Here is a 26,168-nt window from a genome sequence, read left to right as displayed (position 1 = left end):
GGTCAGGTCTTTTCGGCGAAGCGGGGTGTCGCGCGGTCGGGCAGGGCGGCGGCGAGAAGGGCGCCCTCGGTCAGGGCGCCACGGTCGAATTCGGCGGCGATGCGCCGCTCGCACAGGACGAGGACGCGGTCGCAGATGCCGATCACCTCCGGCAGCTCGCTCGACACCACCACGACCGCGATGCCGCGCTCGGCAAGCGCATAGAGGATTTCGTAGATCTCGGACTTGGCTCCGACATCGATGCCGCGCGTCGGCTCGTCGACGATCAGGACCTTGATGTCGGGTTCCGACAGCCAGCGCGCGAGAATGACCTTCTGCTGATTGCCGCCGGAGAGGTTCACGATGTCCTGACGGCGCGAGGGCGTGCGGATGCGCAGGGTCTCGATGAAGCGATCGGCCGTTTCGGCCTCGCGCGCGGGACGCACGACGCCGAGAGGCGAATGGTGGCGCCGCGAGGAGATGGCGATGTTCTCGGCGACGGAGCGCCCTTGCACGATGCCGTCGGCCTTGCGGTCTTCCGGGCAGAGGACGAGCCCGGCGCGGATCGAGGCCCGGGGATCCGACAGCGGCAGCGGCGCGCCGTCGATGCGGACCGAGCCGACCGCCGCGCGATCCGCGCCATAGACGAGCCGCATCAGTTCCGAGCGGCCGGCGCCGACGAGACCGAAGAAGCCGAGGATCTCGCCGGCCCGCGCCTCGAATCCCAAGGGCGTGGGGAGCTTCTCGCCCGCAAGGCCTTCGACGGCGAGCCGCACCCCTCCGGCCGCCCTCGGCCGCCAGCCCCAGATGTCGCTGATCTCGCGCCCGACCATCTCGGAGACGAGACCCTGGCGCGTCACGCCCTCCATCGTCGGATGATGGGCGGCCAGCGCTCCGTCGCGCAGCACCGTGCAACCGTCGCAAAGGCGGAAGATCTCGTCGAGCCGGTGCGAGACGTAGAGAATGACCTTGCCGGACGCGCGCAGGCGGTCGATCAGGCGGAACAGGATCTCGCTCTCGCGCGAGGAGAGGGACGAGGTCGGCTCGTCCAGCGCGATGACGCGCGCGTCGATCATCACGGCCTTGGCGATCTCGACCATCTGCCGCTCGCCGATGGAGAGGCTGGAGACCTTGGCCGCCGGATCGATCTCGACGCCGATCTCGCGCAGTGTGCGCCCGACCTCGTCGAACAGGGTGCGGAAGCGCACGATGCCGCCGCGCGACGGCGTGCGGCCGAGCCGCAGATTCTCGGCGACCGAGAGGTTGGGGACGAGCTGGAGTTCCTGATGGACCACCACGACGCCGGCATCGAAGGCGTCCCGCGCCCGCGTGAAGTGCTGTTCGGCACCGTCGATGCGGATCGTGCCGCCATCGGGGCGCGTATCGCCCGAGAGGATGCGGATCAGGGTCGACTTGCCGGCGCCGTTCTCGCCCATCAGCCCATGGACATGGCCGGCGGGAACCGAGAAACCGACGCCTTTCAGCGCGCGTACGCCCGGATAGGACTTGGTCAGTCCGCTGAATTCGAGAAAGGCCATGGCTTGCCCGCTCCAAGGGGTGAGGCAGCGGGCCGAAAGACCCGCCGCCAGGGCGTCGGAAGGAGCGTTACTGGATGCCGAGCTCCTTGCGCACGGCCTCGTAGTCGCCGCGCTTGGCGAGCTGGCCGCTGGTCAGGATCAGCTTTTCGGGCGCCTTCCCCTCGGCGATCCAGTCGTACATGTTGGAGGCCGTCTCGTAGCCGTGGCGCTTGGGGCTGATGATCACGGTGCCGAAGAAGCCGGTCGCGCTCGGCTTCTTGAACTCGTTGATGGCCGAGTCCGCGCCGCCGATCCCGACGCCGATCACGTTGGCGGCGGGAATGCCGACGCTTTCCGTCGCGCGCACCGCGCCCAGCACCGCCTCGTCGTTGAGGCCGACCGCCACCCAATGCTGCACCTCGGGATGGGCGTTCACCACCGTCGTCGCCGCGTTCAGCGCCGCTTCGGTATCGGTCTTGGCCTGGGGGGCGTTGAAGATGTTGGCGGCGGGCAGGCCATTCTTCTCCAGCACCGAGGTCGCGCCCGTCACGCGGTCCACCGCGGTCGGCAACTGGTCGTAGGAGACCTTGATCGCGCCGACCTTCGCCATGTCCCAGCCCCGCGCCTTGATCTCGTCCGCGATCGCCTGACCCACGGTCTCGCCGATCTTGGTGGCGGAGATGCCCATATGAGGCACGTCCTCGAGCGGCTTGCCGGAACTGTCCACGAGGCGGTCGTCCACCGTCATGACCTTGAGGTCGTTGGCGGCGGCCTTGGCGACGATGCCGGGGCCGAGCTTCACGTCGGGCGTGCAGATGATGAAGCCCTGCGCGCCCTGCGCGCCGAGATTGTCGATCGCGGCCTGGACCTTCTCGCCGTCCTCCGCCCCGATCTCCACCAGGGTGAAGCCCTTCTCCTTGGCGGCTGCCTGCGCGAACTTCCATTCGTCCTGGAACCAGGGTTCCTCGGGCTGCTTCACGACGAAGCCGATCTTCACGTCCGCCGCGCCGGCCGAGCCGATGGCGACCAGAAGGGTCGCGCCCGCGAACAGCGCCTGTTTCCAGAATCTCATGCCTGCCTCCCGGATGGTTCGCGTCCGTTCTCCCACGACGCGGATCGATTGGTAGCGCCGACAAGTCTGATGAGTCAATTGCAATGTATGACTTATATAGTCAGTTGTCGGACGCTTGGAAATCGGGGACAACGGAGGCAGCCGAGACCGGAACCCCGCCGCATGACGCTCGCCTCCAGCATGGACCGTCCCGCTCGCGGCCGCTCGCGACCGCGCGTCGGACGCGACTTCGTCGCCGCCCTCGCGAAGGCGATCGTGGCGGGACGCTATGGGGAAGGCTCGACCCTGCCGCGCGAACAGGATCTCTGCGCCGAGTTCTCGATCAGCCGCACCGTGGTGCGCGAGGCGCTGAAGGTGCTGGAATCGAAAGGCGTGGTGCGCTCGCGGGCGCGGGCCGGCACGCTGGTGCGCCCGCGCGCCGAATGGAACCTCCTCGACGCCGATCTTCTCGACTGGATGGGAGACGCGGTGGTGGATGCCGACCTGCTCGCCTCCGTCTTGGAGGCGCGCCGCGCGGTCGAGCCCTTCGCGGCCGAACTCGCCGCCAGCCGCGCCAGTCTCGCCGACATCGCCGCGCTGCACGCCGCCTGGGAAGCCATGCGCGATGCCGAGCCCGGCGACGACGACGCCTTCACGGCCGCCGATGCCGAGTTCCACCGCATCCTGCTCGGCGCCAGCGGAAACCGCGTCTTCGTCCAGCTCTCGGGAGTTATCGACGCGGCGCTGACCCGCGCGCTCGACCGCGCCAACCGCTCGGTCGAATCCCATCTCCACACGGTCGAGGTCCATGGCCGTCTGGTGGAGGCGCTGCGCATGCGCGACGGCGCGGCCGCCCGCGCCGCGTCGGACGAAATCCTGGACACGGCGGCCCGCGACATCAGCGAATTCGCGTGACGGTCGAGGCCGCGATGCGAGACCGGCCTGGCGGAGCGATCCGGCCGGATCGACCATCGTCCGCCTGAGGCCGGATGATCGGCCCCGCCGCTATTCCGCCGCCACGAGATGGCCCTCGCCGAGATCGGCGAGCGCGAGGCGGACCGGCGAATCGCCAGCCTTGCGCACCGCGCTCGGGATCTCGCCGGAAAGGCGCGGAAAGGCCGTTCGGCGCCGCGCCGGATCGGGCACCGGCACCGCCTCGATCAGTCGCCGCGTATAGGAATGGCGCGGATTGCCGAAGACCTGGGCGCGCGTGCCCATCTCCACGATCTGGCCGAGATACATCACCGCCACCCGGTCCGAGATGTTCTCGACCACCGCCATGTCGTGGCTGATGAAGAGATAGGCGATGCCGAATTCCGCCTGAAGCTCCTTGAGGAGGTCGAGGACGCGCCGCTGCACCGAGACGTCGAGCGCCGAGACGCTCTCGTCGGCGATGATCAGCTTCGGGCGCAGCGCCAGGGCGCGGGCGATGCAGATGCGCTGGCGCTGGCCGCCGGAGAACTGGTGCGGATAGCGCCGCATGGCATCCGCCGAGAGCCCGACGCGCTCGAACAGGGCCGCGACGCGCTCGCGCCGCTCGGCCGGCGAGCCGATGGCGTGGATGACGAGCGGCTCGGCGACGAGATCGCCGGCGCGCATGCGCGGATCGAGCGAGGCGAAGGGGTCCTGGAAGATCATCTGCACGTCGCGGCGCAGCGCCTTCCGCGCCGAGGCGGCGAGGTTCTCGGCCGGCCGGCCGTCGACCGAGAGACGGCCGCCATAGGCGACCAGCCCGGCGATCGCCTTCGCCGTGGTCGACTTGCCGCAGCCGGATTCGCCGACGAGGCTCAAGGTTTGGCGCGCGGGGATATCGAAGGAGATGCCGGCGACGGCATGGACCTCGGCCTGGAGGCGGCCGAAGAGCCCGCCCTTCAGCGGGAAGCGGACGGTGAGGTCGCGGATCTCGGCGACGGGTGCCGTCGCGGCGGCCGGCACGGCCTGCTTCGCACCGTCGCCCATGCGGGGCACGGCGGCGAGCAGGCCCTTCGTATAGTCCTCATGCGGCGCGGCGAAGAGCGGAGCGACGGCGCCGCTCTCCACCGCCCTTCCGCTCCGCATGACGACGACGCGATCGGCCATCTCGGCGACAACGCCCATGTCGTGGGTGATGAGGATCACGGCGGTGCCGCGCTCGGCCTGGATCTCCTTCAGGAGCCCCAGGACCTGCGCCTGGATGGTGACGTCGAGCGCCGTCGTCGGTTCGTCGGCGATGAGCACGTCCGGCTCCAGCGCCAGCGCCATGGCGATCATCACGCGCTGGCGCATGCCGCCGGATAGCTCGTGCGGATATTGGCCGAGCCGGCGTTCGGCCTCGGGAATGCGGACGGCACGCAGCGCCTCGAGCGCCAGCCGCCTCGCCTCGCCGGGCGCGATGCTGCGATGCGCCTCGATCGCCTCGGCGAGCTGGCGGCCGATCGTCAGGACCGGGTTCAGCGAGGTCATCGGCTCCTGGAAGATCATCGCGATCCGGTCGCCGCGCACCCGGCGCATCTGGCCCTCGCCAAGGCGCGTCAGATCCTCGCCGCCGAGCCGGATCGCGCCGCCCTCGACGCGCGGCCCGGGCTTCGGCAGGAGGCCCATGATCGCCAGCGAGGTCAGCGACTTGCCGGAGCCGGACTCGCCGGCGATGCAGAGCGTCTCGCCCTTGGCCAGCGTGAAGGACAGGTCCTCGACCAGCGTCCGGCGCCGCGCGCCCTCGCCGACGGCGATGGTGAGGTTGGAGACGGTGAGGATGGGGTCGGTCATGGCCACTCGCAGATGGAGGCGCGACGAGGAAGCCGCCGCCGTCTCCCGAGGCGGGAGAAGGTGCCGGCAGGCGGATGAGGGAAGCGTCGAGCGCCGACGCCCGCGTCCTTCGGCTCCCTCACCCGGCCCTTCGGGCCACCCTCTCCCGGCTCGGGAGAGGGGAGGCGCCCTTCCGCCGGGCGCGGCGGAAGGGTCAGGCCGGCCGAGAGACGATCACTCGAACACGGTGCGCGGGAAGTAGAAGGAGACGACCCAGTTCGGCAGATCGACGATCTCCGAGATGCGCAGGTCGCCGCAGGTCGAGACGAGCATATAGGCATCGACCGGGGCGAGGTTGTAGCGACCGGCCAGAAGCTCCACCATGTCCGCCACCGCACGGCGCGCGCCGGTCATCAGGTCCGGCCCGACGCCCGTCGTCACCTCGTAGCCCTTGGCGTCGAGATGGCGCGTCACCGGCCCCGGCGTCGTGAAGCGCGGCATAGCGAGGCGGGCGTCCTTCACGAGGTCGAGCGTCAGCACCGCGTTCATCGGGCTTTCGATCGCCGTGCCGCAGACCTCGCCGTCGCCCTGCGCGGCATGGGTGTCGCCGACCGAGAAGAGCGCGCCCGCCACCTCCACCGGCAGGTAGAGCGTGGTGCCGGCCGCGAGGTCGCGGATGTCGAGATTGCCGCCGACGCGGCGCGGCGGCACCACCGAATGGAGGCCGGGCTCGGCCGGCGCATTGCCGATCGTGCCGGCGAAGGGCTTCAGCGGCACGCGGCCATGGGCGCCGAAGGCCGCCGGCGCGAGACTGTCCGGATCATAGGACCAGAGCGTCAGCGCCGGCTCCGGAAAGTCGTCGGCGAGGAGGCCGAAGCCCGGAATATTCGCCGTCCAGCCGAAGCCGGACGGCTTGAAACCCTCGATCGTCACCTTCAGCGCGTCGCCCGGCTCCGCCCCGTCCACGAAGATCGGGCCGGAGACCGGATTGATCTTCGAGAAGTCGAGCGCCTTGACGCTCTCGACGGTGGAGGCGGGCGTCAGCTGGCCGGCCGAGGAATCCCGGCACTCGAACTCGATCGTCGCGCCGGGGGCGACGCGCGCCGCCGGCTCGAAGCTGTTGTCCCAGCCGAAATGATGCTGTCGGCCGTGGATCGTGTAGTCGCAGGCGCGGCACATCTCACTTCGTCTCGACGTATTTGTAGTTCATCGGCGTGTTGACGGGATCGACATAGAGCGCGTCGGCGCCGCCCATCTTGTCCGAGCGCATCGTGTAGCGCTTCTCGTTGAAGACCGGCACCCAGGGCGCGTCGGCCATCACGCCCTTGTAGACCTCGCCCCAGGCCGTCGCCCGTTCCTCGGCCTTCGCCGGATCGACGATCGCATCGGCGGCGGCCGCCTTCTCATCGAGGGTCTTGTTGCAGTATTTCGCCCAGTTCCAGCCGCCTTCGGCGGCGCCCGAACAGCCAAGGATCGGACCGTAGAAGTTCGAGGGATCGGGGAAGTCGGCGATCCAGGCCATGCCGCCCGACCAGATCAGCGGCGCGCCCTCGGCCGAACCGCCGGCGGCGATGACATTGGCCTGGGCGAGGCTCTGGATCGAGGCCTTGATGCCGATCGCGGCGAGATCCTGCTGGATCGCCTGGGCGATGCGCGGCTGGGGATCGACATTGGCGACGAAGAGCTCGGTCTCGAAGCCGTCCGGATGGCCGGCCTCGGCGAGAAGTTTCTTGGCCGCCGCGACGTCGTAGCGATAGCCCGCGAAATCCTTCACGTAGCCGGGCATGGTCGGGGGCAGGGGCTGGTTGGCCGGGGTCGCGCGGCCGTTGATGATCTGGACGATGCGGTCCTTGTTGATCGCCATGTTCAGGGCCTGGCGGACCTTCAGATTGTCGAAGGGCGCCTTGGTCGTGTTCATGGTGATGTAGCCGGTATGAAGCTGCACGCCCTGGACGACGCGGGCGGCCTCCGCCTCGTTGCCCATCACCTCGCGGAACTTCGCCGGCGGGATGCCGTCGCCCGGCACGTCCACCTCGCCCTTCTGCACGCGGAGCAGCGAGACGACAGGCTCCTGGCCGATCTCGAAATTGATCTCGTCGAGCTTCGGCGCGCCCTCGCGATAATAGTCCGGGTTTCTCGTGAATTGCAGCTTCTGGCCGAGCGTCCACTCAGCGAGCTTGAAGGCGCCGGTGCCGACCGGATGGCGGCCGAAATCGGCGCCGTATTTCTCGACCTCCTCCTTCGGGACGACGAAGGAGAAGTTGAGCGCCATCACCGAGAGGAAGGTCGCGTCCGGCCGCGACAGCGTCACCTCGACCGTCTTCGGATCGACCACCTTCACGCCGGCAAGCTCGCTCGCCTCGCCCGACTGCATCTTGTCGAAGCCCTCGATCGAGCCGAGGAAGCCGGCGCCGGGCGACTGCGTCTTCGGGTTCGTGGTGCGCTCGAAGGAATATTTCACGTCCTCGGCCGTCAGGGCGCGGCCGTTGTGGAATTTCACGCCCTCGCGCAGCTTGAAGGTGAAGACCTTGCCGTCCGCCGAGATCTGGTAGCTCTCGGCCAGGCCCGGCCGCAGCGTGGCGGTGCCCGGCTCGTAATCCATCAGCCCGTCGAACAGGGCCTTGATCATCGAGAAGTTCTGCCAGTCGTAGCCGATCGCCGGGTCGAGAGTCGCGATGTCGTCCTTGTAGGTGACGGTGATCGAGCCGCCCGCGGCGAGAGCGAGGCCCGGCGCGGCGAGGAGCGCGGCGGAGACGGCCAGCGCGGCTAGGCCGCGCTTCAGGATGGAGGTCATGGAACGCGTGTCCTTTCGAGACTATTGCAGCTTGATGCGGGGATCGACGAAGGGGGCGACGAGATCAGCAAGGAGATTGCCGAGGACGATGGCGACGGCCGAGACGAGAGTGACGCCCATGATGATCGGCAGGTCGACGCGCTGGATCGCCTGCCAGGCGAGCTGGCCGATGCCGGGCCAGCCGAAGACGCTCTCCACCACGACGATGCCACTCATGAACAGGCCGATATCGATGCCGATCATGGCGATGACGGGCAGGATGGCGTTGGGCAGGGCGTGGCGGCAGAGGATCGTCCAGCGCCGGAGGCCCTTGGCGCGCGCGGTGCGGATGTAGTCCTGGCGGAGCACGTCCACCATGGAGGAGCGCATCATGCGCGAATACCAGCCGGCGCCGAGAATCCCGAGCGTCAGCGCCGGCAGGACGAGATGGGAGACGCTGCCATAGCCACCGATCGGGAACCAGCCGAGCCGGACGGCGAAGACGTAGAGAAGCAGGAGCCCGACGACGAATTGCGGCGCCGAGACGGTGACGAAGGAGCCGACCATCAGGAGATGGTCGCTCGTCCGGCCGCGCCGGACCGCCGCCGCGACGCCCATCGTGAGGCCAATGGCCAGCTCGCAGGCGATGGCCGCGACCATCAGGAGAAGGCTCGCCGGTAGGCGCGCGGCGATGAGGTCGGAGACTTCCGAGCGCTGGAGATAGGAGCGGCCGAGATCGCCCTGGACGAGATTGCCGAGATAGCGGCCGTACTGGACGAAAAAGGGCTGGTCGAGCCCGAGCTGGCTGCGGATCGCAGCCACCTGCTGGGCCGAGGCGGTGCGGCCCGCGATCTGCCGGGCGGGGTCGGCCGGCAGGAGATAGAGCAGCGCGAAGGTGACGAGGCTGACGCCGAGAAGGATCAGGAGCGCCTGGACGAGGCGGCGCAGGAGGTAGATCGCCATCAGCCGCGCCCTTCCTCGGTCGGGTCGAGCGCGTCGCGCAAGCCGTCACCGACGAGATTGAAGGCGAGCGCGAGGAGGAGGATCGCGGCGCCCGGAAAGAAGACCAGCCAGGGCGCCGCCTGAAAATATGTCTGGTTCTCGAAGATGATGTTGCCCCAGGAGGCGTCCGGCGGCTGCACGCCGACGCCGAGAAAGGAGAGCGTCGCTTCGAGCAGCACCGTCGTCGAGATGCCGAGCGTGCCGTAGACGATCACGGTCGAGGTGAGATGCGGCAGGATATGGCGGAAGAGGATGCGGGCCGAGCCGGCGCCGAGCGTCTTCTCGGCGGCGACGAATTCCCGCTCGCCGAGCGAGCGCGTCTCGGAATAGACGACCCGCGCCACCTGCACCCAGTTCACCAGCGCGATGACGAGGGCGACGATCCAGAGGCTCGGCCGCAGGACGGCGGCGAGGCAGATGGCGAGAAGCAGCGCCGGAAAGGCCATCATCAGATCGGTGAAGCGCATCAGCACCGCGCCGACGACGCCGCGGAAATAGCCGGCGACGACGCCGACCAGCGTGCCGATGACCAGCGCCGCGCCATTGGCGACGACGCCGATGACGAGGGAGTTGCGCGCCCCGTAGAGCAGGCGCGACAGGAGATCGCGGCCGAGAAGATCGGTGCCGAGCCAATAGGTGGCGGAAGGCGGCAGCGGCGCGCCTTCGAGGGTGAGGCCGTCGAAGAACTGCTCGTTCGGATCGAAGGGCGCGACCTGCGGGGCGAGAAGCGCCGCGCCGACGACGAGGGTGATGATGACGAGGCCGAGAAGGGCGAGGCGGCGGCGCAGGAGCCGGCGCAGCACGCCTTCGCCGCCGATCGGCGCGGCGGGAGACGCCAGGGAGGCCTCGGGCCCGATGAGGACGCTCAAGCGGAGGCCTCCTTGTGCTTGGAATCCATGCTCTTCAGATCGAGGACGCGGCGCGCCGCCTCTTCCATCGTGACGCGCCAGCTCATCGCCAGCGCCCGGAGCTGCGCATAGGCCTGGTCCTCGTCCCGCGTCGCGGCGGCGAGGGCGACGACCGCCTTGACGATCGTCTGGCGCTCGGCGACGCGCGCCCGCAGATCGGCGATCTCGGCGGCGAGCCGCCGCCGCTCGTCGAAGGCGCGGCGGGCGATGACGAGGGCGCTATAGACGCCGGCATTGCCGACCGGCTTGACGATCTGCGCATCCGCCTTCTGGGCGAGCGCCCATTCGATGCGGCCCGGCGCTTCCGAGCCGATCAGCGCCACGAGCGGCATCGGCGCCTCACCCGCCGGCCAGGGGAACTGCTCGTCGAAGCCGAGATCGACGTCGAAGAACAGGAAATCGGCGCCGATCGCGCCGGGCGGCAGTTCGGGCCAGGCCTCGGACGTGTCGAGGCCGATCGCCGCGAGCTGGCGCGCCAAGGCCTCGATGCCGGCATGCGGGCGATGCAGGATCACCGCCTTCGCCCCGCCGAGCGCGGGAATGCGCGCGCGCCGGCTCATCGCACCAGCCTCAGCGCCGGCCGGAAGCTGGCGGCGGGATCGTAGCGGGACAGATAGGGGTCCGGCGCGACGAGGCCGGGCGACGCCTCGACGATCTCGAAGCCCTGGCCGGCGATGCGGCCGATCCTCACCGGCAGGCTCGCATGCTGGGTGCGCGGATCGATGCGGATGGGCCCGAGCGCGGTGTCGATCGCGCGGTTCGCGACCGCGTGGCGCACCGCGTCCGGGTCGTCCGTGCCGATGGCCTCGATCGTGTCGGCGAGCGCGATCACCGCCGCATGGGCAGCCGCCTCGAAGCTGGAGCGCGGACCGGGACCACCCCTATGGATGAAGGGCAGGCAGGACAGGTGCCCCTCGCCATGGGGCGCGATGGAGGGCAGTTCCTGTTCCGTGAGGTTGCAGGAGACGATCGGCCGGCGTTCGGCGCGAAAGCGCGCGTCCTCCCGCCCCAGCGCCGCATAGGCCGCGAAGAAGGCGTAGGAGGAGGGGCCGATCAGATTGTTCAGCACGAAATCCGGCAGGGTGGCGCGGATCTCCTCGATGAGCCGGGCGACATCGGTGTCGCCGAGCGGCAGATAGCGCTCGCCCTTCACCTCGCCCCCGGCATCGGCGACGAGATCGCGGGCGATGCGATTCATTTCCCAGCCCCAGATGTAGTTGGAGCCGAGCAGGAAGGCGTTCCGGCCGTAGCGCGCCGCCACATGGGCGACGAGCGGCACGAGATGCTGGTTGGGCGATGCGTTCATGTAGACGACATGGTCGCTCGCCTCGAAGCCCTCGTAGGGGGCGGCATACCAGAGCAGGCCGCCATGTTTCTCGAGGACGGGGATCACCTCCTTGCGGCTCCAGGAGGTGATGCAGCCGATAAGGTGACGGGCGCCGGTCCCGGTCAGGATCTCGGCGCAGAGCGGCGCATAGGCGTCGATCCGCCCTTCCGGATCGCGCTCGATCGGCCGGAAGGCGAGGGAGCGGCGCGGATCGGCATTCACCGCCGCCATCGCCTGCAACGCGCCGGCGCGGCAGGCCTGGCCGAGCAGCTCGTAGCTGCCGGAGCGCGAATAGAGGATGCCGAGTTCGATCTGTCGCTTCACGCGGCGGGCAGTCCCAAAAACGAAAAGCCCCGTGACCCGCGCAACGTGATGCATGCGGGGGTCGACGGGGCTCGATTGCCATCCGGCGGACGGGGCCGGTATCTGGAGGCAGCTTGCGGCAGGATTTTCGTCCTGTCAAGCGTGCTGACGACTTCGTAATCCTGCCTATGGATTAGGCAATCAGTGTCTTCGTCGGTCTGGTCGCGGTGGTTCGCCTGGACCTATGGGCGGAGGCAATGATCTGCGGCCCGTTGCGAGAAGGCCTGACCGGTAGTGACCCGTCCGGCTTCGACCAGCGGCAGCGAGACTTGGGGGGCCCAGGAACGGGGCGCGTGAACGCCGAGTGCCGCCGATGCGGTTGCTGGCGATGGAACCCGACGTCACCTCAGACCCGAAACATGCCGCGCGGCGATCTCGTTCGCTTCGGCGAGGCTTTCGGCGAAGCTCGATCCCGAGACCAGCGCAGCGACCAGCGCGCCGACGAAGCTGTCGCCGGCGCCATGTGTGCTGACGATTTCGACTGGACGGGCAGGAAGGGCGATGCGCGCATCGTTCGCACACTCCGCGGCGGCGACGCCCTCGCCGCCGGCCGTCACGACGACACAGGAGAAGCGTATGGCGAGCGCACGGGCGCTCTCCGCCGCCGAAGGGAGATCGGTCACTGGCAAGCCGCCAAGCGCCTCCGCTTCGAAAGCGTTGACGACGAGGATATCGACCAAAGTCGCGAGTTCGTCCGGCAGCGGCCGGAAAGGCGCGGCGTTGAGGCATACGAAAACGCCGGCCGCCTTCGCCGCCCTGGCGGCGGCAAGATTGACGGCGTCCGGAATTTCGTTCTGGAGGATCAACGCCTTCGCGTGATGCCAAAGACTGGGTTCGGCAAGCGGGACCGTATCGACGTGAAGATTGGCACCGGACACGATCACCGCGCCGTAATCGCCGTCGGTATCGGTGATCGCGACACTCATGCCCGAGCCCATGCCGGCCATGCGCATGATCCGCGTCCCATCCACGCTAGAGGCTTCGAGCGCCGCGAGAAGGAAACGGCCGAATTCGTCGTCCCCCACGGCCCCGACCATGCGCACTTCCGTACCCGACCTGGCGGCGCTGACGGCTTGGTTGCCGCCCTTGCCCCCGAACTTCGGGGACCAAGCGTAACCGGTCACGGTCTCGCCCTTATGCGGACGGTGTGGTGCGTCGATCATGACGTCGTAGTGAAGGCTGCCGACGACGACGACGACTGGCTTCTCGGGCCTATGCATCGAAACATCTCCCTCGGCTTCGGCAGTCTGTCCGGTGGCCACGAGGTTGGAGTCAGGCCGCCGCGATCATCGCGGCATTGACGATGCTCTGGCTGGCGACGCCGTCCTGGCGTCTTTGCGCTTCGCCCAGGCGGTTGTCGGCGTCGAGCCGGTCGGCGACGGCGAGAAGCCGCTGCACGGTCTCGATATTGGTCTCGCACTCGGCGACCGGGTCGAGGCCCGAGGCGTCGGGAAAGGTGTCGAAGTAGAGGGCGCCCTCGTATCCGTCGCGGCGGATCTGGCGCAGCAGTTCCAGCGTCGAGCGCAGATGTACCGAGCCGACCATCAGCCCATCATCGCGCTTGGCGTAGCCGTCGTTGAGATGGACGCCGAGGAGCTTCGAGCGGCGATGGATGAGGTGCGCGGCATAGGCCGGCTGCTCGCCGGCATAGAGCGCATGCGCGAAGTCGAGGGTCACGCCGAGGTTCGGCGCACCGACGTCCTCGATCGCCAGAAGCGTCGTCGCGCAATCGCGCAAGAGAGCATGAGCGCGGGGCTCGTCCGGCTTGTACTCGATCGAGATCCGGCAGGCCGGATCATGCTCGGCCACCTCGCGTATGCCGTCGATCTCGAGATCCCAGGCCTCGGCATAGTCGAGTTGGAAATTGTAGTCGAAGCCGTCCTGCCCGAGCCAGAGCGTCATCAGGTCGGCGCCCATGGCCCGCGTGGCGTCGATGCCGCGCTTCGTCATGTCTATCGCCTCGCGCCTCACGGCCTCATCCGGATTCGTGAAGGCGCCAAGCTTGAAGGCCGGATTGGTGTAGTAGCGCATGGCCAGGCCGTTGACCGAAAGGCCGAGGTCGTGGATGCGCCGGCCAACCGTCGCCGGGGCGTCGGTCACGTGATCCGGATAGTTCAGATCGACATCGGTCAGACCCTTCGCAGTGGCGGCGCGCTCGGCCATTTGCATGAAGGTCGGCTTGCCGGAGATGCCCGGCCAGAAGAGGTGCGGCGCGGAGGCGAAGGAGTTGAGGCGGGTGGCGAAGCGGGTGAGGGTCAAGGTGAAGGCTCCGCTGCCATCCTGGTATTTGCCGGATCGGCCACCGGAAACCCGCCGGAATCGCCGCTGACGGCCGGGCTGCCGGCGGAGAAGCCATTTCTCTCTCCCGCCAAGCCGTTGGCGCGTTTCAGTTCGAGGATCAGGGCGCTGTGGTCGAGATCGGCGCCGCCATGCTCGACCAGCGAGCGGAAGAGGCGATCGACGGTGGCGGCCAGCGGCAGGTCGAGCCCAAGGCTCGCCGCGGCGTCGAGAGCGGCGCCCGTATCCTTGATCTGATACTTCGCCGGGCCGCCGGGCGCGAAGTCGCCCGTCACCATGCGCAGGCCGTGCTGGCGCAGGATCGTGGAATCGGCGAAGCCGCCGAGGAGCGCCTCGCGCACGCGGGCGGGGTCGGCGCCGCCCTGTTCGGCAAGGAGCAGCGCTTCCGATACCGCGCCGATCGTCGTCGCGACGATGAGCTGGTTGCACAGCTTGGCGAGCGAGCCGGAACCTGCAGGGCCCACATGGGTCGCGTGGCCGAGCGGGGCGAAGACGGGGCCGAGCCGCTCCACCGCCTCCGCCGACCCTCCCGCCATGATGGCGAGCGTGCCGCCCTTCGCACCCTTCTCGCCGCCGGACACCGGAGCATCGACATAGCCGAGCCCCAGCGCCGCCGCCTTCATCGCCTGCTCCCGCGCTTCTTTCGGCGCGATCGAACTCATCACGAGGACGGTCGCGCCGGGCCGCAGCGCTTCGGCCGCACCGCTCTTGCCGAAGATCACCTCGTCGCAGACGGGACCGGAACTCAGCATGCAGAGGAGGACGTCGGCGTTCCCGGCGGCCTCGCGCGGAGAAGTGGCCGGCACGACGCCGAAGGGTCTGAGGGCCGCTGTCTTGGCGAGACTGCGGTTCCAGGCGGCGACTGCGAAGCCCGCCTCGGCGAGACGGCGCGCCATCGGTCCGCCCATGATGCCGGTGCCGATGAAGCCGATGCGGAGCGCCGGGGCGTCAGCCATGGGGATGGTATCGCTCGGCGAAGCGCACCGGGCGCTCCTCGACGATAAGGGCGGGAAAGGCCGCCTGGAAGCGCTTCAGATGCGGCGTCGTCAGATGACGATCGAAGGCGGCGCGGTCGTCATAGACCTCGTAGAAGACGACGGCGCCGTCGCCTCCCGCGATCTCCACCACATCGAACTGCCGACATCCGGGCTCGTCCGCCAGGGAATGACGTGCGTCATCAGCTGCCGCTTCCAGGAAGGCCGGCATCGAGTCCGGCTTCACCTGAAACTCGGCGATCACGACAAAGACTCGGCTCGGTTCCGCGCTCATCGCTGACCCTCACGCCTCCCGTCGCCGCCGGTCATTCGGCCGCCACGGCCGTGACGGGGCGGAACCGGTCCTCCATCTCGCGGCGCACGGCGGCGACGTCGAGATCGTCGACAAGATCGACATCGGCATAGGTCACGATCTGGTCCTTGCGGATGGCGCGCTTCAAGCGGACATTATGGGCCAGGCCCATAGGCAGCGCGCCGAGCGCGAGGCTGCGCGCGGCCGGAATGGCATTGGCCCAGGTCGCATAGCCGCCTTCGCCGTCGAGGAACTCGCCTGGCTGCATGTCCTTCTTGGCGGTCGCCACCGCGTCGCCCCGGAATTCCTTCGAAGAGCCTGTCGCCTCGCCGCGCAAAACGGCCGAAAGCACGCTGATCGAGGTCTCCAGGCCGATGATGTGGAAGGGGCGCCACATCGAGCCGTACCAGCCGGACGGATCGGTGAGGAGGCCGTATTGCTTGAAGCAGGCCCGGGTATATTCGTTGTGCGCCTTGAAGGTGACGAAGACACCGTAGCGGATGTTGTTCAACACCTCGCGCCCGTCCGGCTCCTGGCTGGCGGCGATATCGACGAGGCCGGAGCGCGCCATGCGGCCGCCGTCCACAGCGGGGCGGAAGACCTTCGCAAGGTCATGCAGGCCGGCCGGCGGGAAGGCGAGGCCGTCTTCCGGGCAGTCGAGGCCGGCGCCGTTGGCCACCGCCGCCATTTCGATGGCGGCCTTGGTGCCGTCGGTGAAGGAGTTGTACATCTTGGGATTGAAGTCGCCCTTGGCGACCTCTTCCTCGGTCCAGCCGAAAAAGCCCCAGACCGTGTCGGGCGTCGAATAGCGGTAGCGCGGCTCGAAGTTCATGCCTTTGCCGGCGGCCGTCACCTCGAAGCCGGAGGCACGCGCCCAGTCGACCAGCTCGCAGATCAGTGCTGGCTGGTCGCCGTAGGCCATGGAATAGACGAGGCCCTTCGCCCGGGCCTTCTCGGCAAGGATCGGCCCGACCATCACGTCCGCCTCGACATTGACCATCACGACATGCTTGCCGGCCTCGATGGCGGCGAGCGCATGGCGCGTGCCGGCGATCGGATGGCCGGTCGCCTCGATGACGCATTCGATCTCCTCGCAGGCGAGCATCGCGGCGACGTCGTCGGTGACGAATGTCGTGCCCTCGCGGATCGCCTCACCGGCGCTTTTCGCGCCATATCGTTCCGCCGGCCAGCCGACACGCTCCAGCGAGGCTCTCGCCTTGCCGAGATTGAGATCGGCGACGGCGACCATGTGATAGCCGGCGATGCGCTGCGCCTGGGAGAGGACCATCGAGCCGAACTTGCCGGCGCCGATCAGTCCGACACGCACCGGACGGCCGGCGGCAGCGCGCGCGGCGAGAAGGGAATGAAGGTTCATGGCATCCTCGGTGGATCGGGCGGCTGGCGTCACGCGAAGGGCGGCGCCGGTCGGCGGTTGAAGCTCGGAACGCCGCAAGAATGCGGCGCCAGCCGACGGCCGGCGCGTCGAAGACGGCGAAGCGAGTGTCTGCCCGACGTTTCCTCGAAGCCGGCCTGCCGCCGGTCTTTCGCGCCGGCTCAAGGGGCCGGTATGGTCGAAAGGCTATATCGCCGCGACAGGCCAGAGCAATTTAGGAATGCGCGCCGACCGTTTAGGTCAGCTAACAGGTTCGGCGCCCGCCACCTCGTCCGGCGCCTGCCGCAGGTCGCGCCGCGCCGCCCGCTCCTCGCGCAGCCAGTCCAAGAAGGTCAGGACCTTCTTGTGGCGAAGATGATCGCGCGGACAGACGATCCATTGCGTGACGATGCAGAGCTTCGGCGGCACTGCCACAGGGCAGATGAGGCGCCCGGCGGCAAATTCCCGCTCCATCATCATCGTGCTTTCCAGGGCAATGCCCATGCCGTCCGAGGCTGCGTCGATCGCCATGTGGCTGCGGTCGAAGAGGACGCGGCGCCAGCGCGTCTCGGGCCGCAGGCCCGCGAGAGCGAACCAGCGGCTCCACTGCGCCTGCGATTTCACCGAATGGATCAGACGGAAGTCCGGCAGGTCTTCCGGGGCAAGGCTACCCGGCGCGGCGAGCTTCGGCGAGCAAGCCGGCACGAAGCTCTCCTCGCCCATCCCCTCGACGAAAAGACCGGGCCAGCGACCGTCGCCGTGCCGAATTTCGATATCGACCAGTTCGCGATTGAAGTCGGTCGGCTCGTTGGTGCCGTCGAGGCGGACCTCGATATCGGGATGGGCGTCGAGAAAGGACGAAAGACGCGGCAGCAACCACTTGTTGGAGACGGTCGGCGTCGCGCGCACCGTCAGCGCCGTGACGGAGCGGTAGCCCCGGATCGCCGCCGTCGCTTCCGCGATGCGGCCGATCTCGTCGCCGATGGAAGAGAAATAACGCTCGCCCGCCTCTGTCAGCACGACGCGGCGCCCGCTCTTGTGCATGAGCGACAGACCGAGCTGGATTTCCAGGGCATGGATTTGCTGACTGACGGCGGAAGGGGTGACGCCCAGTTCCTCGGCGGCGCGCGAGATGCTGCCGGCCCGCGCGGCGGCGTGGAAGACGAAAATGGCGCGCACGGGTAGCTGCATCGCGTATCGCGTTTCCCCTCTCCGGCGACTACGGTCCGGTACGGCTAAGTTTTAGAGAAACTAACGTGTCATGCAAAGCTTCTAAATTGCATCTAACAGATCGCCGGCTCTAATCTCGTCGCAGCGAAGGATCGCACTGCGCGGCCGAAGCGCGGAGCCCGCGAGGAGGCGGGATCGAACGCTTCGAATCCCAAGAGGATCGGCGGCGTATCGACGCTCGCGCGAGATAAAAATGCCAGGCGACGGATGGAGGTCCGCGCCGTCAGGGAGGAAGACATGACCATTCGGTTTCGCAACGTTCTCGTTGCTTCGACGACGCTTGCCTTGGCGGCGGTGGGGGTCTCCGCAGCGCAAGGCGCTGAAAGCTGCTCGGCCTATCCTGAGGCCAAGAGCAAGAGCATCGAGTCCACCGCCGTCGAAAAGGAGTTCGGCGCGGTGCCGGCGCCCAAGAAGGAACTGCGCTTCGCCTATGTGACGAAGACGCTGATCAATGAGTTCTGGCAGGACGTCGCGGCCGGCGTGAAGGCCGAGGCGGCCAAGCACAAGATCAAGGTCGACGTCCAGGCGGCCAAGGACGAGTCCTCGATGATCGAGCAGCTCAACCTCGCCCAGACCGTCCTGTCGCAGAAGCCGGACGCGCTCCTGCTGTCGCCCCAGTCCGACTCCAACCTCGTGCCGGTGGTCGACGCGGCGCGCGAGGCCAATATCCCGACGATCATCATCGACGACGCGCGCACCGAAGGCGCCAGCACCTATGTCGGCACCGATCAGGTGGCGATCGGCGGCAAGGCGGCGAGCTTCTTCCACGAGACCTATCCGAACGGCGGCAAGGTCGCCCAGATCGAGGGCGCGGCCGGCTCGCCGAATGCGCGCCTGCGCATCAAGGGCTTCAAGGAGGAACTGGCGAAGTATTCGAACCTCCAGCTCGTCGCCAGCCAGCCGGGCAATTGGGACCGGCTGACCGCACTGAATGCGACCGCCAACATCCTGCGCCAGATGCCGGACCTCGTCGGCGTCTACGCCAACAATGACGGCATGGCGCTCGGCGTGGTCGAGGCGGTGAACAATGCCGGCGGCACGGACAAGGTCGCGGTCGTCGGCACGGACGGCATCCGCGAGGCCAAGCGCTCGGTCGCCGATGGCCAGATGCGCGCCACCGTCGCGGAGTTCCCCTTCGAGGAAGGCGAACTCGGCGTCCAGATGGCGTTGCGCCTCCTCGGCTGCCAGGCCATCCCTGCCTGGATCGTGTCGCCGCAGGCCACCATCACCAAGGCGAACGTCAAGGACTTCCCGGATCCGAAGGTGCAGTGACGCCGGCCATGACCCGCCAAACGCTTGCGGAGGAGGACGACACGGCTCGTCCTCCAGCCCTCTTCCTGTCCGGCATCGTCAAGAGTTTCGCGGGCGTGCGCGCCCTCAAGGGTGTCGATCTGGCGATCCGGGGCGGCGAGGTCCATGCGCTGCTCGGCGAGAACGGCGCGGGCAAGTCCACCCTCATGAAGGTCATGTTCGGCATCGTGCAGCCGGACGAGGGGCGGACCGTCCTCGACTTCATCGGCCCGGTCCGGATCGACTCGCCGCGCGCCGCGCTCGCCATGGGCATCGGTCTCGTCAGCCAGGAACTGAGCCTCGTTCCCCAGCTCGACGTCGCGCAGAACATCTTCCTCGGACGCACCCGTGGCCTGAAGCTCGTGCCGCGCGGCGCCTTCCGCCGCGAGGCACGGAAGATCCTGGACGATCTCGCGCCCCATCTCAATACCGATATGCCGGTCGCAGCGCTTGGCATGGCCGACCGCCAGCTCGTCGAGATCAGCCGGACCCTGGCGCGGGGCGGGCGCATCATCGCCTTCGACGAGCCGACGTCCAGCCTGACGCCGGTGGAGCAGGAAAACCTCTTCGCCGTCATCCGGCGCCTCAAGGCCGACGGTAAGGCGATCGTCTATATCTCGCATCGGATGAACGAGATCCGCGAAATCTCCGACCGCGTCACCGTGCTTCGCGACGGGTCCGTGGTCGCGAGCGGGCCGATCGGCGATTACACGGAATCCGGCCTCAACGAGCTGATCGCCGGCCGGGAACTGTCGCGCGAGTTCGGCTCGGCGAAGCCCGAGCCCGTCATGGCGCCGCCACTGCTGCGCCTCGAAAAGCTGTCGACGGCGCGCGTGAAGGACATCGACATGACGGTGGGCGCCGGCGAGATCGTCGGCCTGTCCGGCCTCGTCGGCTCCGGCCGCTCCGCCATCCTGCGCGCCGTATTCGGGCTCGACCCGGCGATCGACGGCGCGGTGCATGTCGGAAGCGCGAGCCTTCGTCCGAAGGACCCGCGCGAGGCCATGGCGGCCGGCATCGCGCTCATTCCGGAGGACCGGCGCGGCCAGGCGATCGTGCCGATGATGGATGTCGAGCGCAATTTCGGCCTCGGCAACCACCTGCGCCACGCGCCGAAGGGCGTCATCCGGTTGGGAGAGCGCCGGGCGGCGATCCGCTCCTATGTCGAGGACATGCATATCCGTCCCGCCGCGATCGGCGCGGCGATGCGCAACCTTTCCGGCGGCAACCAGCAGAAAGTCGTCATCGCCCGCTGGCTGGCGACCGGTGCGAAGGTGTTCCTGTTCGACGAGCCGACGCGCGGCATCGATGTCGGCGCCAAGGCCGAGATCTATGCCCTGATGCGGCGCCTGGCGGGGGAGGGGGCAGCGTTGGTCGTCGTTTCCTCGGAACTGCCCGAACTCCTCTCGATCTGCCATCGCATCGCCGTCGTCCAGGGCGGGCGCCTCGTCGGCATCCGCGACAATGACCAAAGTCTCACGGAGGAACGGCTGATGTCGCTCGCCGCAGGGAGGATCGAAGCTTGACCGACGCCACCACTGTCACTCCGCGCCCGAACGCCGCTCGGCCCGAAAAGTCCTCGGCCTGGCAGGGCGAGTCGCTGCGCAAGGCGAGCGTCGCTATCGGCTGCATCGCGCTCTTTCTCGTCTTTTCAGTCCTCAACTCGACCTTCTATCAGGTGTCGAACCTCGTCGACATCATGCTGCAATCCTCGATCAACGCGGTGATCGCGGTCGGCATGACGCTCGTCATCATGACGCGCGGCATCGATCTGTCGGTCGGCTCGGTGGTCGGCCTGTCCTCGATGGTGGCGGCGGATATGCTGTCGCATGGTGCCGTTATCGGCATCGCCGCCGGTCTCGGGGTCGGCCTCGTCTGCGGCTTCCTGAACGGTCTGCTCATCGCCAAGCTCAAGCTTCCCGATTTCATCGTGACGCTCGGCACGCTCTCGATCTATCGCGGCGCGGCGCTGATCTATGTCGATGGCCAGCCGATCTACGGCTTGCCCAAGGAATTCCGCGCAATCTTCGCCGGCCGCATTCTCGATGTGCCGACACCGGTGATCCTGGCGATCGTCGTCGCGATCCTGGCCTTTCTTCTCGTGCGCTTCACCGCGCTCGGCGAGCAGATCGTCGCCATCGGCGGCAACGAGGAAGCGGCGCGCCTTTCGGGCGTGCGGATCGAGCGGGTGAAGATCACGGTCTACACCCTCTCCAGCCTGCTCTCCAGCATTGCCGGCTTCATCCTCATCGCCCGCATCGGCGCGGCCGAGCCGATCGGCGGCAGCGGCTTCGAGCTCCAGGCCATCGGCTCGGCGGTGATCGGCGGGGCGAGCCTCTTCGGCGGCGTCGGCAATCCGCTGGGCTCGCTCGTCGGCGCCCTGACGCTCGGCGGCCTGCAGAACGGGCTGACGCTGATGAACGTGCCGTCCTTCTGGCAATATGTCGCCTCGGGTCTCGTCGTGATCCTCGCCGTTCTCGCCGACCAGTGGACGCGCAAGCGGGGATGAGCGCTGAGACCCTCATCGATGACTGGAGCATCGTCGATGCCCACCAGCATTTCCAGGATCTCGAAGCGGCCTATCCCTGGCTCGATCCGGACCGGCCGGAGCCGCTGGAAGGCGATCTTTCGCCGATCCGGCGGAGCTATCTACCCGCCGACTATCGGCGCGACATCGAAGGACTTCGCGTCATCAAGGCTGTGCATGTCCAGAACGGACGCAATCCGGCGGACCCGCTGGACGAGACGCGCTGGCTCTCGCATCTCGGCGAGACCGAGGGGCTGCCGGACGCCATCGTCGCCTATGCCGATCTCGGTGCTCCGGATGTCGGACAGCTTCTGGAAGCCCACGCCGCCTTTCCGCGAGTTCGCGGCATCCGCCAGATCCTGAACTGGCACGAGGAGCCGCGCCTGCGCTCCGCTCCCCGCTACGACCTGATGGCGAGCCCGGCCTGGCGAGCCGGTTTCGCGCGGCTTGCGCCTCTCGGCCTCAGCTTCGATCTCCAGATATACTGGCCGCAGATGGACATGGCGCTGGCTTTGGCGCGCGCCTTTCCCGACACCGCCATCGTGCTCGATCATTTCGGCATGCCGATCGATGGCGGCGCGGAAGGTCTTGCCGGATGGCGCACGGCGCTGGCGCGTCTCGCCGAGGCGCCGAACGTGAGCGTGAAGCTCAGCGGCTTCGGGCTCGGCCGTCCTGCCTGGACGATCGACGATCTCGGACCGCTGCTCCGCCATGCATTGGACTGCTTCGGCGCGCAGCGCACGATGGTCGGCACGAACCTACCGGTGGACAGTCTGTTCGCGCCGCCCGCTCGCATCGCCGCAGCGATCCGCGAAACGGTTGCCGACCTGACGACCGAAGAACGCATCGCCGTGCTGCGCGGCAATGCGGAGCGGTTTTATCGGATCTGACGCGAGATTCGAAAGCGAGGGAGCGCCGCTCAGCCGCTTGAAGCCATCAGGACCCGTGACGCCGGGGCATCGTTCCCGCCGTCGACCCGCATCACGCATTCGCGGCCTTATCCAACGGTTTCGAGCACCTCGACTTTCCGGTTCCGGCCGCTGGTCGACAACCTGTCTCGAGGTGCCACGAGGCATTGATCAACCTTACGGATCGTTGCCAGCATATCGAGATTTACATCTCGACGTTCATCTCCGCGATGAGCCTCTCCCGCTCGGCCAATGCCGTGGCCGCGTCGTCGCCCAGTTCGCGAGCGACGAGGTTGAGGAGCCCTTCGGCGAAGACGACGTAGGCCGCCATCGAGTTGGAATAGAAACTGCTGGCGTGGGGAATGAAGAAGGCGTGCCGCGCCGGCGCGGCCAGCGGCGAGGACCGGGTGTCGGTGATCGCGATCACCTCGAGGCCGCAGGATGAGGCGATCTCGGAGACCTTCGCCACGCTGCGCGTGTAAGGGGCGCAGCTCGCGACGACCACCACATCTCCGGGGGCGAGCTGGGACAGGGCCTCGGCGACGCCGAGGCGCGGCGCGTCGAGAAGCGCGACGTCGCCGCGCAGCATGCCGAGCCCATAGGTGAGGAAGCTCGCGAGCGAGTGGAACTGCCGGATGCCATGGAACCGCACGCGGCGCGCCGTGGCGAGCAGCTTGGCCGCCGCGTCGAGTGTCGCGGGATCGAGCTGGGCGAGGAAGCTCTGGACGTTGGCCGCCGTTTCGCCGGCGAGGCGCTCGAAGGGCTCGATCTCGGCGACCGGGCCTTTCTCAGCTTTCAGGAGGCGGCCGACCTGCCGGCTGTAGAAGTAGCGCTTGTCGTCGGCGATGGCCTCGCGGAACACGCTCTGGAAGTCGGAAAAGCCGGCGAAGCCGAGGCGCTTGGCGAGGCGGGTGAGGGTCGACGCGTTGACGCCGAGCAGGAGCCCGAGTTCGGAGATCGAACGCACGGCGGCCTGCTCGGGCATGTCGACCAGCTTGGCGAGGACGCCGTGCGCCTTGAGCCCAAGCGATACGGAGGCGCCGTCGCGTCCGATGTCGAGCGTCAAGGCGCGCAGCGCCTCGATGGTGCGGGGCGGCTCTCCAGGGGAGATCGCCGCACCGCCGTCGTCCTCATGCTTCATGCCGCCGCCGATCGGGACCCTCGCCAGTGGAACCGCGCCAGCTCGCCCGATCCGTCATGGACCGACCCGTCGAGCCGTCCGTCCTCGATCGTGAAGAGGGCGGTCGCCAGCGTGTTCTCGTCGTCCGGATCATGCGGGTCGTCGCGGCGGATAGGCAAGCCCTCGCCGCCGGTATCGCGGAGCGTGGCGAGCGGATCGCGGGCAGCGATGCCCTCGGCCACCAGTTCGTCGCCACGAATCTGGCGCGAGCCGGAGGAGTCCGTCACGATCTGCGGTTCGTCCCGCATGGCGGCATGGACGAGATGGTTGGCATGGAGCGCCGGCGCCTCGATCCGCGTCACCGAGCAGCGGGCGCCGGTGAACTCGACGCCCAAGAGACGCGGGTCGCCCGCCTGCGCCAGCGTCAGGTGGAAGGCGCCGGCTCGGGGCGCGTCCCGCACCAGCGCAACCGCCGCGTCGAGGCTGGCGCAGTCGAGGACGGCGCGGGTCAGGACCATGCGCGGCAGGCCGTCGCCCGGCGCCCGCGAGCGGATATTGTTGACCGTCTGCACCAGCCCGGCGTCGGTCGCCGCGAAGGTGTGGCCGGGAATGGAGCCGGGATAGACGAAGGCGGTGAAGCCGATGCCTTCGGCGGGACGGGTCCGCAGGAGAGCGCAGGCCCCGCGAAAGCCGGGGTCGCCGTCCTCGTTATGGGCGATGGTGATGCGCGGACCCGGCACCTGCACCGTGGTGCAGCCGTCCGGCGCCATGGCGGAGATATCGCCCCGGCAGTTCCAGGCGAAGACTTCCGCGAAGGGGAGGCCGAGCCCCTCGGCGAGACCTTCGAGTTCGGCCTGGATCGACGGAAAGCGGACGCGGACGATCTCGGCCATGCCCCGGAGGCGCTCGTCCGCCGCATGCGCCGTGATCGTCGCCCAGGCGCGCGTGCCGATCAGATGGCCGTGGACGGCGCCGGCGCCGAACCGTCCGAGCTGCTGGCCGATCTCACGCGGAGAGCCCGCCGCTTCGATCAGGTGGAGTCGATCCCGGGGCTCAATGGACATGCTGGAGGAACTCGCGCAGGCGGGGATTCTCGGGGGCGTCGAGCAGGGCGACGGGCGGACCGTCGACCGTGATCTTGCCGCCCTCCATGAAGATCAGGCGCGTGCCGACCTTGCGGGCGAAGGCCATCTCGTGGGTCACGACGACCATGGTCATGCCGTCGTCGGCGAGCGCCTGCATGACGCGCAGGACCTCGTGGCGAAGCTCGGGGTCGAGCGCCGAGGTCGGCTCGTCGAAGAGCATCAGCTTGGGGCGCACGGCCAGCGCGCGGGCGATCGCCACGCGCTGCTGCTGGCCGCCCGAGAGCTCGCCCGGATAGTGGCCGGACCGTTCGGCGAGGCCGACCTTGGCGAGAAGTTCGCGGGCCTCCTCCTCGGCCTGGCGCCTGGGCGTGCCGCGCACGCGCCGGGCGCCGAAGGCGACGTTCTGAAGCGCCGTCATCTGCGGGAAGAGGTTGAACTGCTGGAACACCATGCCCGCTTCCTGGCGGATCAGGCGCACGGTCTTGGAGCCGCCCTTGACGCTATGGCCGTCGACCACGAGGTCGCCGCCATCGATCTCTTCCAGCGCGTTGATGCAGCGCAGGAGAGTGGACTTGCCGGAGCCCGAGGGGCCGATGAGGACGACCTTCTCGCCCTTCCCGATCGACAGGTCGACCTCGTCGAGGATGGTGGTGGCGCCGAAGCGCTTGGTGACGCTGCGGAATTCGACGATGCTCACAGGATCCGCATCCTCTTCTCGGTGAGGCGAAGAACGATCGTCAGGACGCCGGTCATGACGAGGTAGAGGAACGCGACCGCCGTCCAGATCTCGACCGCCCGGAAGTTGGACGCCATGATCTCCTGGCCCTGCCGGGTGAGTTCACCGACGCCGATGACGATGAACAGCGAGGTGTCCTTCAGGCTGACGATGAACTGGTTGCCGAGCGCCGGGATCATGCGCCGGAAGGCGAGGGGGCCGACAACATAGAGGAGGACCTTCCAGAAGGGCAGGCCCAGGGCCAGCCCCGCCTCGCGCAGGCCCTTGTGGACCGACAGGAAGGCTCCCCGCACGATCTCGGCGATATAGGCGCCCGCATTGATGACGATCGCCGAGATGGCGGCGGTCAGCGGGTTGATCCGCACTTCGAGCAGCAAGGGCAGCGCGAAGTAGATGAACATCACTTGGACGATGATGGGCGTGCCGCGGATCAGCTCCACATAGACGAAGGCGATCGCGTTGAGGACCGCGTTGCCATAGGCGCGCATGAGTCCGGCGAGAAGGCCGATGAGAAGCCCGCCGGCGAGACCCGCCAGCGCGATGAGGATGGTGAGCCGGGCACCGCGAAGAAGTTCCGGCATCGCCGATCCGATCACGGACCAATCGAATTCCATGGAGAACCGCTCCCTGCAGGAGACGCCGCGCCGGGCGTGGAGGGCCGGCGCGGCTCG

General features: G+C 68.3%; 24 protein-coding genes. 5 read left to right on the top strand and 19 right to left on the bottom strand.

Going from position 1 to position 26,168, the window contains the following annotated elements:
- Positions 1 to 2 precede the first annotated feature (2 nt).
- Complete coding sequence (gene araG / locus IEY14_RS12740; protein ID WP_188908959.1) at positions 3 to 1,517, bottom strand: L-arabinose ABC transporter ATP-binding protein AraG; 1,515 nt, start codon at positions 1,515 to 1,517, stop codon at positions 3 to 5.
- Positions 1,518 to 1,584: 67 nt separating this feature from the next.
- Positions 1,585 to 2,568, bottom strand: a complete 984-nt coding sequence (locus tag IEY14_RS12735; protein ID WP_188908958.1) for an arabinose ABC transporter substrate-binding protein — start codon at positions 2,566 to 2,568, stop codon at positions 1,585 to 1,587.
- Between the two features lie 162 nt (positions 2,569 to 2,730).
- Here IEY14_RS12735 and IEY14_RS12730 point away from each other — a divergent pair, with 162 nt between their 5' ends.
- Complete coding sequence (locus IEY14_RS12730; protein WP_188908957.1) at positions 2,731 to 3,462, top strand: FadR/GntR family transcriptional regulator; 732 nt, start codon at positions 2,731 to 2,733, stop codon at positions 3,460 to 3,462.
- 90 nt (positions 3,463 to 3,552) lie between these two features.
- On the opposite strand, the gene IEY14_RS12725 is transcribed toward IEY14_RS12730, so the two are convergent.
- The 13 genes from IEY14_RS12725 to IEY14_RS12665 form a co-directional block, all read right to left on the bottom strand.
- Positions 3,553 to 5,292: an ABC transporter ATP-binding protein gene (locus tag IEY14_RS12725; protein WP_188908956.1), complete on the bottom strand. Its 1,740-nt coding sequence runs from the start codon at positions 5,290 to 5,292 to the stop codon at positions 3,553 to 3,555.
- 213 nt (positions 5,293 to 5,505) lie between these two features.
- Positions 5,506 to 6,450: an acetamidase/formamidase family protein gene (locus tag IEY14_RS12720; protein ID WP_188908955.1), complete on the bottom strand. Its 945-nt coding sequence runs from the start codon at positions 6,448 to 6,450 to the stop codon at positions 5,506 to 5,508.
- A gap of 1 nt (position 6,451) precedes the next feature.
- Positions 6,452 to 8,053: an ABC transporter substrate-binding protein gene (locus tag IEY14_RS12715; RefSeq protein WP_188909265.1), complete on the bottom strand. Its 1,602-nt coding sequence runs from the start codon at positions 8,051 to 8,053 to the stop codon at positions 6,452 to 6,454.
- Positions 8,054 to 8,086: 33 nt separating this feature from the next.
- Complete coding sequence (locus tag IEY14_RS12710) at positions 8,087 to 9,007, bottom strand: ABC transporter permease (protein WP_188908954.1); 921 nt, start codon at positions 9,005 to 9,007, stop codon at positions 8,087 to 8,089.
- Entirely contained in the window at positions 9,007 to 9,903 is an 897-nt protein-coding gene (locus IEY14_RS12705) for an ABC transporter permease (RefSeq protein WP_188909264.1), read from the bottom strand. The genes IEY14_RS12710 and IEY14_RS12705 overlap by 1 nt, the downstream gene beginning before the upstream one ends.
- Positions 9,904 to 9,911: 8 nt before the next feature.
- Positions 9,912 to 10,514, bottom strand: a complete 603-nt coding sequence (locus IEY14_RS12700) for an ANTAR domain-containing response regulator (protein ID WP_188908953.1) — start codon at positions 10,512 to 10,514, stop codon at positions 9,912 to 9,914.
- Positions 10,511 to 11,605, bottom strand: a complete 1,095-nt coding sequence (locus tag IEY14_RS12695; protein WP_188908952.1) for a transporter substrate-binding protein — start codon at positions 11,603 to 11,605, stop codon at positions 10,511 to 10,513. The genes IEY14_RS12700 and IEY14_RS12695 overlap by 4 nt, the downstream gene beginning before the upstream one ends.
- A 380-nt stretch (positions 11,606 to 11,985) precedes the next feature.
- On the bottom strand, positions 11,986 to 12,864 hold the full coding sequence (locus IEY14_RS12690) for a ribokinase (RefSeq protein ID WP_188908950.1): 879 nt from the start codon (positions 12,862 to 12,864) through the stop codon (positions 11,986 to 11,988).
- Positions 12,865 to 12,916: 52 nt separating this feature from the next.
- Positions 12,917 to 13,903 (bottom strand): sugar phosphate isomerase/epimerase family protein, encoded by a 987-nt coding sequence (locus IEY14_RS12685; protein WP_188908948.1) that lies wholly within the window; start codon positions 13,901 to 13,903, stop codon positions 12,917 to 12,919.
- Positions 13,900 to 14,898: an NAD(P)-dependent oxidoreductase gene (locus IEY14_RS12680; RefSeq protein WP_188908946.1), complete on the bottom strand. Its 999-nt coding sequence runs from the start codon at positions 14,896 to 14,898 to the stop codon at positions 13,900 to 13,902. The genes IEY14_RS12685 and IEY14_RS12680 overlap by 4 nt, the downstream gene beginning before the upstream one ends.
- A complete protein-coding gene (locus IEY14_RS12675) occupies positions 14,891 to 15,211 on the bottom strand; it encodes a putative quinol monooxygenase (RefSeq protein ID WP_188908944.1) in 321 nt (106 codons plus the stop codon). The genes IEY14_RS12680 and IEY14_RS12675 overlap by 8 nt, the downstream gene beginning before the upstream one ends.
- Before the next feature lie 31 nt (positions 15,212 to 15,242).
- A complete protein-coding gene (locus tag IEY14_RS12670; protein WP_188908942.1) occupies positions 15,243 to 16,604 on the bottom strand; it encodes an NAD(P)H-dependent oxidoreductase in 1,362 nt (453 codons plus the stop codon).
- A 258-nt stretch (positions 16,605 to 16,862) separates the two neighbouring features.
- On the bottom strand, positions 16,863 to 17,792 hold the full coding sequence (locus tag IEY14_RS12665) for a LysR substrate-binding domain-containing protein (RefSeq protein WP_188908940.1): 930 nt from the start codon (positions 17,790 to 17,792) through the stop codon (positions 16,863 to 16,865).
- 276 nt (positions 17,793 to 18,068) lie between these two features.
- On the opposite strand from IEY14_RS12665, the gene IEY14_RS12660 reads away from it, so the two are divergent.
- From IEY14_RS12660 to IEY14_RS12645, 4 genes are read left to right on the top strand one after another with little or no spacing between them, the layout of a single operon-like run.
- Positions 18,069 to 19,103 (top strand): sugar ABC transporter substrate-binding protein, encoded by a 1,035-nt coding sequence (locus tag IEY14_RS12660; RefSeq protein WP_188908938.1) that lies wholly within the window; start codon positions 18,069 to 18,071, stop codon positions 19,101 to 19,103.
- Between the two features lie 8 nt (positions 19,104 to 19,111).
- Complete coding sequence (locus IEY14_RS12655) at positions 19,112 to 20,647, top strand: sugar ABC transporter ATP-binding protein (protein ID WP_188908936.1); 1,536 nt, start codon at positions 19,112 to 19,114, stop codon at positions 20,645 to 20,647.
- Positions 20,644 to 21,630, top strand: a complete 987-nt coding sequence (locus IEY14_RS12650; protein WP_188908934.1) for an ABC transporter permease — start codon at positions 20,644 to 20,646, stop codon at positions 21,628 to 21,630. The genes IEY14_RS12655 and IEY14_RS12650 overlap by 4 nt, the downstream gene beginning before the upstream one ends.
- Entirely contained in the window at positions 21,627 to 22,538 is a 912-nt protein-coding gene (locus IEY14_RS12645; RefSeq protein ID WP_188908932.1) for an amidohydrolase family protein, read from the top strand. The genes IEY14_RS12650 and IEY14_RS12645 overlap by 4 nt, the downstream gene beginning before the upstream one ends.
- 223 nt (positions 22,539 to 22,761) lie before the next feature.
- Here IEY14_RS12645 and IEY14_RS12640 read toward each other — a convergent pair whose 3' ends face one another.
- From IEY14_RS12640 to glnP, 4 genes are read right to left on the bottom strand one after another with little or no spacing between them, the layout of a single operon-like run.
- Entirely contained in the window at positions 22,762 to 23,697 is a 936-nt protein-coding gene (locus IEY14_RS12640) for a MurR/RpiR family transcriptional regulator (protein WP_188908930.1), read from the bottom strand.
- Entirely contained in the window at positions 23,694 to 24,740 is a 1,047-nt protein-coding gene (locus tag IEY14_RS12635; protein ID WP_188908928.1) for a C45 family autoproteolytic acyltransferase/hydrolase, read from the bottom strand. Before IEY14_RS12635 ends, IEY14_RS12640 begins: the two co-directional genes overlap by 4 nt.
- Positions 24,730 to 25,458, bottom strand: a complete 729-nt coding sequence (gene glnQ / locus IEY14_RS12630; RefSeq protein ID WP_188908926.1) for a glutamine ABC transporter ATP-binding protein GlnQ — start codon at positions 25,456 to 25,458, stop codon at positions 24,730 to 24,732. The genes IEY14_RS12635 and glnQ overlap by 11 nt, the downstream gene beginning before the upstream one ends.
- The gene (glnP, locus tag IEY14_RS12625) at positions 25,455 to 26,111 is read right to left on the bottom strand and encodes a glutamine ABC transporter permease GlnP (RefSeq protein WP_188908924.1); all 657 of its coding nucleotides are present in this window, start codon (positions 26,109 to 26,111) and stop codon (positions 25,455 to 25,457) included. The genes glnQ and glnP overlap by 4 nt, the downstream gene beginning before the upstream one ends.
- Positions 26,112 to 26,168: the final 57 nt, after the last annotated feature.

The sequence above is a fragment of the Aureimonas endophytica genome (assembly GCF_014642635.1).
Lineage (GTDB): Bacteria > Pseudomonadota > Alphaproteobacteria > Rhizobiales > Rhizobiaceae > Plantimonas > Plantimonas endophytica.
This window is presented reverse-complemented; position numbering and strand designations above follow the sequence as displayed.

Coding starts and splice junctions, on each gene's coding strand:
- IEY14_RS12710 (WP_188908954.1), bottom strand. CDS start 9,007: ATGGCGATCTACCTCCTGCGCCGCCTCGTCCAGGCGCTCCTGATCCTT.
- IEY14_RS12660 (WP_188908938.1), top strand. CDS start 18,069: ATGACCATTCGGTTTCGCAACGTTCTCGTTGCTTCGACGACGCTTGCC.
- IEY14_RS12735 (WP_188908958.1), bottom strand. CDS start 2,568: ATGAGATTCTGGAAACAGGCGCTGTTCGCGGGCGCGACCCTTCTGGTC.
- IEY14_RS12690 (WP_188908950.1), bottom strand. CDS start 12,864: ATGCATAGGCCCGAGAAGCCAGTCGTCGTCGTCGTCGGCAGCCTTCAC.
- IEY14_RS12645 (WP_188908932.1), top strand. CDS start 21,627: ATGAGCGCTGAGACCCTCATCGATGACTGGAGCATCGTCGATGCCCAC.
- IEY14_RS12675 (WP_188908944.1), bottom strand. CDS start 15,211: ATGAGCGCGGAACCGAGCCGAGTCTTTGTCGTGATCGCCGAGTTTCAG.
- IEY14_RS12720 (WP_188908955.1), bottom strand. CDS start 6,450: ATGTGCCGCGCCTGCGACTACACGATCCACGGCCGACAGCATCATTTC.
- IEY14_RS12635 (WP_188908928.1), bottom strand. CDS start 24,740: ATGTCCATTGAGCCCCGGGATCGACTCCACCTGATCGAAGCGGCGGGC.
- IEY14_RS12680 (WP_188908946.1), bottom strand. CDS start 14,898: ATGGCTGACGCCCCGGCGCTCCGCATCGGCTTCATCGGCACCGGCATC.
- IEY14_RS12665 (WP_188908940.1), bottom strand. CDS start 17,792: ATGCAGCTACCCGTGCGCGCCATTTTCGTCTTCCACGCCGCCGCGCGG.
- IEY14_RS12730 (WP_188908957.1), top strand. CDS start 2,731: ATGACGCTCGCCTCCAGCATGGACCGTCCCGCTCGCGGCCGCTCGCGA.
- araG (WP_188908959.1), bottom strand. CDS start 1,517: ATGGCCTTTCTCGAATTCAGCGGACTGACCAAGTCCTATCCGGGCGTA.
- IEY14_RS12725 (WP_188908956.1), bottom strand. CDS start 5,292: ATGACCGACCCCATCCTCACCGTCTCCAACCTCACCATCGCCGTCGGC.
- IEY14_RS12670 (WP_188908942.1), bottom strand. CDS start 16,604: ATGAACCTTCATTCCCTTCTCGCCGCGCGCGCTGCCGCCGGCCGTCCG.
- IEY14_RS12655 (WP_188908936.1), top strand. CDS start 19,112: ATGACCCGCCAAACGCTTGCGGAGGAGGACGACACGGCTCGTCCTCCA.
- IEY14_RS12700 (WP_188908953.1), bottom strand. CDS start 10,514: ATGAGCCGGCGCGCGCGCATTCCCGCGCTCGGCGGGGCGAAGGCGGTG.
- IEY14_RS12640 (WP_188908930.1), bottom strand. CDS start 23,697: ATGAAGCATGAGGACGACGGCGGTGCGGCGATCTCCCCTGGAGAGCCG.
- glnP (WP_188908924.1), bottom strand. CDS start 26,111: ATGGAATTCGATTGGTCCGTGATCGGATCGGCGATGCCGGAACTTCTT.